The 11,727-nt window shown below is 67.5% G+C and carries 7 protein-coding genes; 1 reads left to right on the forward strand and 6 read right to left on the reverse strand.

Annotated elements, in window-relative coordinates; translation table 11 throughout:
• Positions 1–227: 227 nt before the first annotated feature.
• From DMX10_RS19720 to DMX10_RS19745, 6 genes are all read right to left on the reverse strand, one after another.
• Entirely contained in the window at positions 228–782 is a 555-nt protein-coding gene (locus DMX10_RS19720) for a hypothetical protein (RefSeq protein WP_111262645.1), read from the reverse strand.
• Positions 783–1,436: 654 nt separating this feature from the next.
• Entirely contained in the window at positions 1,437–2,552 is a 1,116-nt protein-coding gene (gcvT, locus tag DMX10_RS19725) for a glycine cleavage system aminomethyltransferase GcvT (protein ID WP_111262646.1), read from the reverse strand.
• A gap of 106 nt (positions 2,553–2,658) precedes the next feature.
• Complete coding sequence (locus DMX10_RS19730) at positions 2,659–4,035, reverse strand: L-serine ammonia-lyase (protein ID WP_111262647.1); 1,377 nt, start codon at positions 4,033–4,035, stop codon at positions 2,659–2,661.
• A 182-nt stretch (positions 4,036–4,217) separates the two neighbouring features.
• Complete coding sequence (gcvP, locus tag DMX10_RS19735; protein WP_111262648.1) at positions 4,218–7,082, reverse strand: aminomethyl-transferring glycine dehydrogenase; 2,865 nt, start codon at positions 7,080–7,082, stop codon at positions 4,218–4,220.
• Between the two features lie 11 nt (positions 7,083–7,093).
• The gene (gcvH, locus tag DMX10_RS19740) at positions 7,094–7,468 is read right to left on the reverse strand and encodes a glycine cleavage system protein GcvH (RefSeq protein WP_111262649.1); all 375 of its coding nucleotides are present in this window, start codon (positions 7,466–7,468) and stop codon (positions 7,094–7,096) included.
• Positions 7,469–7,986: 518 nt separating this feature from the next.
• Positions 7,987–9,507 carry a sigma-54-dependent transcriptional regulator gene (locus DMX10_RS19745; RefSeq protein ID WP_111262650.1) on the reverse strand — a complete coding sequence of 507 codons (1,521 nt, stop codon included), beginning with the start codon at positions 9,505–9,507 and terminating at the stop codon, positions 7,987–7,989.
• A 210-nt stretch (positions 9,508–9,717) separates the two neighbouring features.
• Between DMX10_RS19745 and DMX10_RS19750 the strand changes: the two genes are divergently transcribed.
• Complete coding sequence (locus DMX10_RS19750) at positions 9,718–11,727, forward strand: alpha-1,4-glucan--maltose-1-phosphate maltosyltransferase (protein WP_111262651.1); 2,010 nt, start codon at positions 9,718–9,720, stop codon at positions 11,725–11,727.

Raw genomic sequence — 11,727 nt, forward strand, 5'->3', positions numbered from 1 at the left:
GGATGGTGTAGAGCGAAGCGAAACCCATGCTGTGGAAGTGGCACAAACCCTTGGTGCCCGAAAAGCACCGTGCTTGACGGCTTGCTTCAAAACCACAACAGCTAACGCAGACAGAGCCAATGAACTCGCCCCTACGGGTGTTCCCGGGCGGGTTGGTGTCGGCATTTTTCGCACAAATGAAAACGGCAGCGCCTGGGCGCTTCCGTTGGGTGACCGTGGTGGGCGGATCACATGCCGTAGTTGCGGCGGAACTGGGCGATCAGCTTTTCCGGCTTGGGCTCTTCCTTGGTCAGGACGTAGACCACGCGCTGGCCGTCGGGGCCGCCGCCGATGTCGACGTAGCTGAAGGTGGGCTCGCCGATCTTGTACATGTCCATCATGTCGCCGTAGCGGCTGAACACATAGATGATGCCTTCTTCGTCACGCAGCTCGCCGTAGAACGGCTGGGCCGGCGGCAGGCTGACGTCCAGGAAGCGCTGGGCGCTGGTCTTGGCTTCCTTGCCCTGGTCGTCGGCCTTGAGGATCAGGGTGATGTCGCGGTCGAAGCCGTCTTTCTTGCCGGTGGCTTTCTTCAGCGGGGCGGTACCGTTCTGCATGAAGCCGCGATAGGTGGCGTAGTCGTCGAAGACGAACAGCTCCTTCTCGGTGCGGATCTGATACCAGTCTTCGTTGTTCAGCGCCTCGACCTTGGCCGGGGCGGCCGGCTGGGTGCTGCAGGCGGAAACGGCGATGGCCAGCGCGGCCAGGGTCAGCGATTGGATCAGGGTTTTCTTGTAGGGCATTTCATGGTCCTCCCCAGGATTGGTGAGACGCGAATCTGCCCGAGTCGTGTGACGGCGAGATGACGGTGATATGCCAGAAGTATTACGGCAAGGTTTCGGCGCCGGAATCGCCTGCTTTCAAACGTATGCAGGCAAAAGTTAAAGTAAATTCTAGATTTTTCATTTATATGAAAATCAATGAGTTACGTGCTTTTTGTAATCTTTAAAGTGAGAATTCGAGTGATCGGCAGGCCGCCGTCCGTACCCGCCTTTGCAGGAGCGAATTCATTCGCGAATAAGCACCCGGGCGGCGCGGATTTCGTGCCATGAATCTTCCTTCGGCACGCCTCACGCGGGTTTCACCCGCCCTACGCAGCCCACCTCCGATTCCACCTCGCAGGAGCGAGCTCTGCTCGCGAACGGCCCTGGCACCTTCCCATTGACCCCCGTTGGGCTTCGCTGCGCTCGACGCCAACCCACGGCGGTGTGCCACGGCTCGGAATTGGGTTGTGGCACCGGGCATCGCCGGTGGAGGTAAAGGCCGACCTCCACCCTGCATCCCGGGATAGGCCCTGCCTTGGGTGGAGTGCCGGAAAAAGAAAAGGCGACGGTTCGCACCGTCGCCTTGAGGGCCCGTTCGGCTGGGGGAGCCTGCGGGGCATCGAGGGTAAAGGGTCAGCCGCGGTAGTAGCGCTGCGGCACGAAGGGGGTCTTGGCGACCTTCATCGCCACGCGCTTGCCGCGCACCACGGCCCAGATCTCGCTGTCGAGGGCGGCATGGGCGGCATTGACGTAGCCCATGGCCACCGGGCCGCCCAGGGTGGGGCCGAAGCCGCCGCTGCTGACGCGGCCGATGACGGTGCCGTCGGCGTCGACGATCTCGGCGCCTTCACGCACCGGTACGCGCTCCTGGGGCAGCAGGCCGACGCGCTTGGCGGCGACGCCCTCGCGCTGCTGGGCGAAGATACGCTCGGCGCCCGGGAAGCCACCGGCACGCTCGCCATCGGCGCGGCGCACCTTGGAGATGGCCCAGGCCAGGCTGGCGTCGATGGGGGTGGTGGCAGTGTCCATGTCGTGGCCGTAGAGGCACAGGCCGGCTTCCAGGCGCAGCGAGTCGCGGGCACCGAGGCCGATGGCCTGGACTTCCGGTTCGGCCAGCAGGGCGCGGGCCAGGGCCTCGGCCTTGTCGGCAGGCACGGAGATCTCGTAGCCGTCCTCACCGGTGTAGCCGGAGCGGCTGACGTAGCACTCGACGCCCAGCAGGCGGGCGCTGCCGAACTGCATGAAGGTCATCTTCGCCACCTCGGGCGCCAGGCGTGCCAGCACGGTGACCGCTGCCGGGCCCTGCAGGGCGAGCAGGGCGCGCTCCTCGAACAGTGGCTCGATCTCGCAGCGCTCGCCTATGTGCGCGCGCAGGTGGGCCAGGTCCTGGTCCTTGCAGGCGGCGTTGACCACCAGGAACAGCTCGTCCGCACCCAGGCGCGCCACCATCAGGTCATCGAGGATGCCGCCGTTGGCGTCGGTGAACACGGCGTAGCGCTGCAGGCCCACCGGCAGGTCGATGATGTCCACCGGCACCAGGCTCTCCAGGGCCTTGGCGGCGTCGCTGCCACGCAGGCGGATCTGCCCCATGTGGGACACGTCGAACAGCCCGGCCTGTTCACGGGTGTGCAGGTGCTCCTTCATCACGCCCAGCGGGTACTGCACCGGCATGTCGTAGCCGGCGAAGGGAACCATCTTGGCGCCCAGTTCGAGGTGCAGGGCGTGCAGGGGGGTCTTTGCGAGGGTCATGTAAATCTCCTTCGGAAGCTGCAAGCCACAAGCGGCAAGCCGCAAGCAGGTGGCAGCAAAACGGTGTTTTCACTTGAAGCTTGCGGCTTGAAGCTTGCCGCTGCTCTCAACATTCAATGATGTTCACGGCAAGACCGCCGCGAGCGGTTTCCTTGTACTTGCTCTTCATGTCGGCCCCGGTCTGGCGCATGGTGCGGATGACCTTGTCGAGGGAGATGAAGTGCTGGCCGTCGCCGCGCAGGGCCATGCGGGCGGCGTTGATGGCCTTCACCGAGCCCATGGCGTTGCGCTCGATGCAGGGCACCTGGACCAGGCCGCCGACCGGGTCGCAGGTCAGCCCCAGGTTGTGTTCCATGCCGATCTCGGCGGCGTTCTCCACCTGCTGCACGCTGCCGCCCATGACTTCGCAGAGCGCGCCGGCGGCCATGGAGCAGGCCACGCCGACTTCGCCCTGGCAGCCCACTTCGGCGCCGGAGATGGAGGCGTTCTCCTTGTAGAGGATGCCGATGGCGGCGGCGGTGAGCAGGAAGCGCTCCACGCCCTCGTCATTGGCGCCGGGGACGAAGCGTGCGTAGTAGTGCAGCACCGCCGGGACGATGCCGGCCGCGCCGTTGGTGGGCGCGGTGACCACGCGGCCGCCCGTGGCGTTCTCCTCGTTCACCGCCAGGGCGTAGAGGTTGACCCAGTCGAGCACCGTCAGGCTGTCGCGCAGGGCCGCTTCCGGGCGCTCGCTGAGCTGGCGGAACAGGGCGGCGGCGCGGCGCTTGACCTTGAGCCCGCCGGGCATGATGCCTTCCTTGCGGCAGCCGGCCTTCACGCAGTCCTGCATCACCTGCCAGATGCGCTGCAGCCCGGCGCTGGTCTCCTCGGGGCTGCGCCAGGCCTTCTCGTTCTCGCGCATCAGTGCACTGATGGAGAGGCCGCTGGCGGCGCAGTGGGCGAGCAGCTCCTTGCCGGTCCTGAAGGGGTAGGCGAGCGGCGTCTGGTCTTCGACGATGCGGTCGTGCCCGGCGGCTTCCTCGTCCACCACGAAACCGCCGCCCACCGAGTAGTACTCGCGCGAGCGCAACTGCAACCCGGCGGCATCGAAGGCGCGGAAGATCATGCCGTTGGGGTGGTAGGGCAAGGGCCGGCGGATCATCGCCAGGTGGTCCTTCTCGACGAAGCGGATGGTCTTCTCGCCACCCAGGCGCAGCTCGCCGTCCTTGCGCATGCGCGCCAGGCGCGTGTCGATGTGCTCGGTGTCCACGGTGTCGGGCTGCTCGCCTTCCAGGCCGAGCAGCACGGCCTTGTCGCTGCCGTGGCCCTTGCCGGTGGCGCCGAGGGAGCCGTAGAGCTCCACGCGGAGGACTTCCGTGGCGGCCAGCAGGCCTTCGCGGCGCAGGCCGTCGACGAAGCGCGCGGCCGCCCGCATCGGGCCGACCGTGTGGGAGCTGGAAGGGCCGATGCCGATCTTGAACAGGTCGAAGACGCTGAGGGACATGGTGTCGCTCCTGAGCCTGGATCGCGCTCGTTGTTATTGGGTCAGCGTAGACACTGGGGGATATCGGGCCTCGCGGCCCGACGGCTGTTCGGTGGGCCCCCGCGTTCGCGGGGGGTGACGGGGCGCCCGCCAGGCGCCCCGTGCATCGTCATTCCCGCGCAGGCGGGAGCCCACCGTGTGGGTCAGGCGTCCTGGTACGCCTCGATGGACGGGCAGGCGCAGACCAGGTTGCGGTCGCCGAAGACGTTGTCGACGCGGCCCACCGGCGGCCAGTACTTGCCGTCCACCAGGCTGGCGGTCGGGTACACGGCCTGTTCGCGGCTGTAGGGGTGGGCCCACTCGCCGACCAGCTCCGCCGCGGTGTGCGGGGCGTTCTTCAGCGGGTTGTCGTTGGCGTCCAGGGCGCCGGTCTCCACCGCGCGGATCTCGTTGCGGATGCGGATCATGGCGTCGCAGAAGCGGTCCAGTTCTTCCTTGGACTCGCTCTCGGTCGGCTCGATCATCAGCGTGCCGGCCACCGGGAAGGACATGGTGGGGGCGTGGAAGCCGAAGTCGATCAGGCGCTTGGCCACGTCGTCGACGCTGATGCCGCTGCTGTCCTTGAGCGGGCGCAGGTCGAGGATGCACTCGTGGGCCACCAGGCCGTTGGTGCCGGTGTAGAGCACCGGGTAGTGCTCTTCCAGGCGACGGGCGATGTAGTTGGCGTTGAGGATCGCCATCTGCGAGGCGCGACGCAGGCCGGCGCCGCCCATCATGCGGATGTACATCCAGGTGATGGGCAGGATGCTGGCGCTGCCGAAGGGCGCGGCGCTCACCGCGCCTTCCTTGCGTGCCAGATGGCCGTGGCCGGGCAGGAAGGGCGCCAGGTGGGCCTTGACGCCGATCGGGCCGACGCCCGGGCCGCCGCCGCCGTGGGGGATGCAGAAGGTCTTGTGCAGGTTCAGGTGGGACACGTCGCCGCCGAACTGGCCCGGGGCGCAGAGGCCGACCATGGCGTTCATGTTGGCGCCGTCGATGTACACCTGGCCGCCGTTGGCGTGGATGATCTCGCAGATTTCGCGGATGCCTTCCTCGAATACGCCATGGGTGGAGGGGTAGGTGATCATGATCGCGGCGAGGCGGTCGCGGTGTTCCTCGGCCTTGGCCTTGAGGTCGGCGATGTCGACGTTGCCGCGGGCGTCGCAGGCGGTCACCACCACGCGCATGCCGACCATGTTGGCGGTCGCCGGGTTGGTGCCGTGGGCCGATTGCGGGATCAGGCAGATGTCGCGCTGGTCGTCGCCACGGCTCAGGTGGTAGGCGCGGATGGCCAGCAGGCCGGCGTACTCGCCCTGGGAGCCGGCGTTGGGCTGCAGCGACACGGCGTCATAGCCGGTGGCGGCGCAGAGCATGGCTTCCAGCTCGCAGGTCAGCTGCTGGTAGCCCTCGGACTGCTCGGCCGGGGCGAAGGGGTGCAGGTTGCCGAACTCGGCCCAGGTGACCGGGATCATCTCGCTGGCGGCGTTCAGCTTCATGGTGCAGGAGCCCAGCGGGATCATGCTGCGGTCCAGCGCCAGGTCCTTGTCGGCCAGCTTGCGCATGTAGCGCATCAGCTCGGTTTCCGAGTGGTAGCGGTTGAATACCGGGTGGGCGAGGATCGCCGACTCGCGCAGCAGTGCGGTGGGCAGGCGGCTGGGGATGGTCGCGGCCAGCTCGGCGAAGGCGGGCAGGGCCTGGCCGTCGGCGAAGATCGCCCACAGCGCTTCGACGCTGGCCTGGGTGGTGGTCTCGTCGAGGGAAAGGCCCAGGCGCTGGTCGTCGACCACGCGCAGGTTGATGCGGTGCTCGCGGGCCTTGGCGTGGATCTCGGCGGTGCGCGCGCCGGTGGCCAGGGTCAGGGTGTCGAAGAAGCTCTGCTGCTCGACGGTGACGCCCAGCTTGGCCAGGCCCTGGGCGAGGATGGCGGTGAGCTGGTGCACGCGCTTGGCGATGCGGGTCAGCCCCTGCGGGCCGTGGTAGACGGCGTACATGCTGGCGATGTTGGCCAGCAGCACCTGCGCGGTGCAGATGTTGCTGGTGGCCTTCTCGCGGCGGATGTGCTGCTCGCGGGTCTGCATGGCCAGGCGCAGGGCCGGCTTGCCGTGGCGGTCGATGGAGACGCCGACGAGGCGGCCCGGCATGTCGCGCTTGAACGCATCGCGGGTGGCGAAGTAGGCCGCGTGCGGGCCACCGAAGCCCAGCGGCACGCCGAAGCGCTGGGCGCTGCCCAGGGCCACGTCGGCGCCGAACTCGCCCGGGGCCTTGAGCAGGGTCAGGGCCAGCAGGTCCGCGGCCACGGCCACCAGGGCGCCGGCGGCGTGGAAGCGCTCCACCAGCTCGGCGTTGTCGAACAGGTCGCCATTGCTGGCCGGGTATTGCAGCAGCGCGCCGAAGTAGGGCGCGGCGTCGGTCAGCTCGCGCTCGTCACCCACCACCACTTCGATGTCCAGGGGCTCGGCGCGGGTGCGCAGCACGTCGAGGGTCTGCGGGTGGCAGTGGCGGGAGGCGAAGAAGGCGTTGCTGGCCTTGTTCTTCGACAGGCGCTTGCAGAAGGTCATGGCCTCGGCGGCGGCGGTGCCTTCGTCCAGCAGCGAGGCGTTGGAGATCGGCAGGCCGGTGAGGTCGCTGATCAGGGTCTGGAAATTGAGCAGCGATTCCAGGCGGCCCTGGGAGATTTCCGGCTGGTACGGGGTGTAGGCGGTGTACCAGGCGGGGTTTTCCAGCAGGTTGCGCAGGATGGGCGAGGGCGTGTGGGTGCCGTAGTAGCCCTGGCCGATGTAGCTGGTGAACAGCTGGTTCTTGCCGGCGATGGCCTTGATCGCGGCCAGGGCGTCGGCTTCGCTCTGGCCCGGGCCCATGTCGAGCACGCTGGTGCCCTTGATGCTGTCCGGGATGACGCTGGTGCTCAGGGCTTCCAGGTCGGCGTAGCCGAGCTGGTCGAGCATGGCCTGGGTGTCGGCGTCGCGCGGGCCGATGTGGCGGGCGATGAATTCGTTGGCGGTGCCGAGGGCGTTGGTCTGGATGGGCATGGTCGGGCTCCTCAGGCGTTCTTGATCAGGGCTTCGTACGCGGCGCGGTCCATCAGGTCGGCCAGCACGGCGTTGTCGGCCAGGCGCATGCGGAAGAACCAGCCCTTGCCGAGCGGGTCTTCGTTGACCAGTTCGGGGCTGTCGTTGAGGGCCTCGTTGATTTCGAGCACGTCGCCGTCCAGCGGCATGACGATGTTGCTGGCGGCCTTGACCGATTCCAGCACCGCGACTTCCGCGCCCTGCGCATAGGCCTGGAGCTCCGGGAGCTGCACGAAGACCACGTCGCCCAGCGCCTCCTGGGCGTACTCGGTGATGCCCACGGTCACCTGGCCATCGGCCTCCAGGCGCAGCCATTCGTGTTCGGCGGTGAAACGCAACTCGCTCATTCGGAACTCCTCGATGCTTTGGCCCGGTTCTTTGCCGGGCGCTCTATGGACCCCCGCACGGGACGACGTCCCGTGCTGTCTGGTCGGCTAGTTAGCAAGGGTGGTGCCAGGATGGTCATGGCCAGATAAAACAAGGGCTTGGGCGTGATTCGCGAGGTCTTGCGCGAAGAGGGGTGTAGCGAAAACGCTACAGAAAGTGGGGCTTTTGGGCGGGATGCAAGGGAAACGGCAGGAACGACGGGGTGCAGGGCCGGATGTTACGGAGTCGTTACGCTGTAGCGAATTCGCTACGGATCAGTTCGAGTCATGATTTAATTATTTATAAATCAATATATTGGGTTGTTTTTATAGAAATTAGATGAGGTTATGCGCCGTAGGATGGGTAGAGCGAAGCGAAACCCATGCTGTGTTCCAGCACATTCACGATGGGTTTCGCGTTGCTCTACCCATCCTACGTGGTGGTTTTAATAAAAAATGAATGAAAACAGATGGATATACATAATTATTGAGGTGCTGTATCAACTCTTGCCGGGTATCCCGTACTTGCGCAAACGGTGGGCGATGGCGGTGTGCGAGGTCTGCAGCCGTGCCGCCAACTGGCGGGTGGAGGGGTAGCTGGTGAAGAGCTTTTCCAGCAGCGCGCGCTCGAAGTTCTCCACGGCCTCCTCCAGGCTGTTCACCTCGCCGTCGTTCTGCCGGGCGACGGCGGTGCCGGCGATGTCCAGGTCGCCTATCTCGACGATGCTGCTCTCGCAGATGGCCGCGGCGCGGAAGATCACGTTCTGCAACTGGCGCACGTTGCCGGGCCAGCGGTTGCCCAGCAGCGCCGGATAGGTGCCCGGCGCCAGGCGGCAGGGCGGGCGCTGGATCTGGGTGCAGGCCTGCTGCATGAAGAAGCGCGCCAGCAGGAGGATGTCCTGCCCGCGTTCGCGCAGCGGCGGCACGTCCAGGTTGAGCACGTTGAGGCGGTAGAACAGGTCCTCGCGGAAGCTGCCCTCGGCCACCATCTTCTCCAGGTCGCGGTGGGTGGCGCTGAGGATGCGCACGTCCACCTTCACCTCGCGGTCGCCGCCCACCCGGCGGAAGCAGCCATCGCTGAGAAAGCGCAGCAGCTTGGCCTGCAGGTAGGGCGACATCTCGCCGATCTCGTCGAGGAACACCGTGCCCTGGTTGGCCAGCTCCAGCAGCCCCGGCTTGCCGCCGCGCTGGGCACCGGTGAAGGCCCCCGGGGCATAGCCGAACAGCTCGCTTTCGGCGAGGTTCTCCGGCAGGGCCGCGCAGTTCAGCGCCAGGAACGGCTGGTTGTGTCGCGCGCTGACGGCATGGCAGGCCCGCGCCACCAGCTCCTTGCCGGTGCCGGTCTCGCCGTTGATCAGCAGGGGCGCATCCAGGGCCGCCACGCGCAGGGCGCGGGCCTTGAGGGTGCGGATGGGCTGGGAGTCGCCCAGCAACGCGTCGAAGCCTTCGGCGTGATCGTGGTGCAGGGCCGAGAGGCGTTCGCCGATGCGGTTGGGCAGATAGAGGGTGAGCAGCGCACCGGCCAGGTGCTCGCCTTCGGTGATGGGCACGGCGTCGAGCATCAGCGCCTGGCCCTTGAGCGTCACCTCGCGCAGCGGCAGGCGGAAACCCTGCTCGCGCAGCACGTTGTGCAGGCTGTCGTCGGCGAACAGCTGGGCCAGCGTCGCGCCTTCCAGTTCGCCGCCATGCAGGGCCAGCAGCGCCGGGTTGGCCAGCAGCACGCGGCCGTCCTGGTCCACCGCCAGCACCGGGTCGGTCATGGCCGCCAGCAGCGCATCCAGCTGCAGCCGGTGGCGCTGGCCGGGGAGGATGTCCACCACCGTCACCTCCTGCACGCCGTGGACCTTGTGCAGCGCGCCGCGCAGCTCGTCCAGCACCTCGGCGCTGAGGGTGGGCGCGTCGATGTAGACGTTCGGCGGGACCATTTCCACCGCGTCCAGGTTGAGGTTGCGCCCGCCGAGCAGGGCGAGGACTTCCTGGGTGATGCCGACGCGATCGATGAAGGTGACGTGAATGCGCATGGAAGGCGGAGCCGCTGGATGAAAGCCGTGGATTATGCCCGCTCCGGACGGTGTGGGGCCATGGCCAGTGCCCGGGCGCAGGGGATTGTCGATCCGCACACGAAAGTTCGAACTTTTGCCCGCCCCCCGGGCTCGGAACTAGCACACCACTTCCGCAACCCGGCGCGGCCCCAGCCGGCCTCCATGCGCCGGTCAGAAGGAGCCAGCCCGATGTCCCTGAACACCCCAGCCGAGTCCGCCGCGCGCCTTTCCGGGGCGCTGCAACTGGATGAGGCCCTGGCCTTCCCGCGTATCGCCATCGAGTCCGTCGAGCCCCAGCTGGAGGGCGGTCGCTTCGCCGCCAAGGCCATCGAGGGCGAGGCCCGCACCGTCACCGCGGTGATCTTCGCCGACGGCCACGACAAGCTCGCCGGCCAGGTGCTCTGGCGCCTGGTCGAGGACCCCGAGTGGCAGCGCGTGCCCCTGGAGTTCCTCGGCAACGACCACTGGCAGGCCAGCTTCGTGCCGCCACGCGTGGGCCGCGTGGTGTTCGCCGTGGAAGCCTGGTGGGACCTCTACGGCAGCTACTGCTACGAGCTGTCGAAGAAGCACGGTGCCGGCGTGCCCATCAAGCTGGAGCTGCAGGAAGGCGAGCTGTTGCTGCGCCAGGCCCTGGAACAGGCCCCGGCGGGCCTGGTGGACGAGCTGCAGGCGCTGCTCGCACGCCTGGAAGAGACCCCGTCCATCGACGCGCGCGTGGCCCTGCTGCTGGCGCCCGAGACCGTGGCCGCCGTGACCCGGGTCGAGGCCCATCCCCATCGCGTGCGCAGCCCGCTGTACCCGCTGGACGTGGAACGCAAGCAGGCCGAATTCGCCAGCTGGTACGAGCTGTTCCCACGCTCGGCGGCCAACGACGGCAAGCGCCACGGCACCTTCCGCGACGTCATCGCGCGGCTGCCGGAGATCCAGGCCATGGGCTTCGACGTGCTCTACTTCCCGCCCATCCACCCCATCGGCCGCACCCACCGCAAGGGGCCGAACAACTCATTGAAGGCCGGCCCGGACGACCCCGGCAGCCCCTACGCCATCGGCAGCGCCGAGGGCGGCCACGAGGCCATCCACCCGCAGCTGGGCAGCCGCGAGGACTTCCAGGCCCTGGTCCGGGCCGCCCGCGAGCACGGCCTGGAGATCGCCCTCGACTTCGCCATCCAGTGCTCCCCCGACCACCCCTGGCTGGCCCAGCACCCCGGCTGGTTCAGCTGGCGCCCCGACGGCAGCATCCGCCACGCCGAGAACCCGCCGAAGAAGTACGAGGACATCGTCAACGTCGACTTCTACGCCCGTGACGCCCAGCCCGACCTGTGGCTGGCCCTGCGCGACGTGGTCAAGGGCTGGGTGGAGCAGGGCGTGACCCTGTTCCGCGTCGACAACCCGCACACCAAGCCGCTGCCGTTCTGGGAATGGCTGATCGCCGACATCCGCGCCGCCCACCCCGAGGTGATCTTCCTCGCCGAGGCCTTCACCCGGCCGGCGGTGATGGCGCGCCTGGGCAAGGTCGGCTTCACCCAGAGCTACACCTACTTCACCTGGCGCAACACCAAGGAGGAGCTCGCGCAGTACTTCACCGAGCTCAACCAGCCGCCCCTGTGCGACTGCTACCGGCCGAACTTCTTCGTCAACACGCCGGACATCAACCCCTTCCCGCTGCACGGCCAGGGCCGCGCCGCCTTCCTCATCCGCGCCGCACTGGCCACCATGGGCTCCGGCCTCTGGGGCATGTACTCGGGCTTCGAGATCTGCGAGTCGGCACCGGTGCCGGGCAAGGAGGAATACCTGGATTCGGAGAAGTACCAGCTGCGCCAGCGCGACTACCGCGCCCCCGGCAACATCGTCAGCGAGATCGCCCAGCTCAACCGCATCCGCCGCGCCAACCCGGCCTTGCAGACCCACCTGGGGCTGCAGGTCTACAACGCCTGGAACGACAACATCCTGTACTTCGGCAAGCGCACCGCCGACCGCTCCAACTTCATCCTCATCGCCATCAGCCTCGATCCGCACAACGCCCAGGAGGCGCATTTCGAGCTGCCGCTGTGGGAGCTGGGCCTGCCCGAGGACGCCGCCACCCAGGGCGAGGACCTGATGAACGGCCACACCTGGACCTGGTACGGCAAGACCCAGTGGATGCGCATCGAGCCCTGGCACCAGCCCTTCGGCATCTGGCGCATCCGCGCCGCGACCTGA

The organism is Pseudomonas sp. 57B-090624, assembly GCF_003234055.1.
GTDB classification, from domain to species: domain Bacteria; phylum Pseudomonadota; class Gammaproteobacteria; order Pseudomonadales; family Pseudomonadaceae; genus Metapseudomonas; species Metapseudomonas tohonis.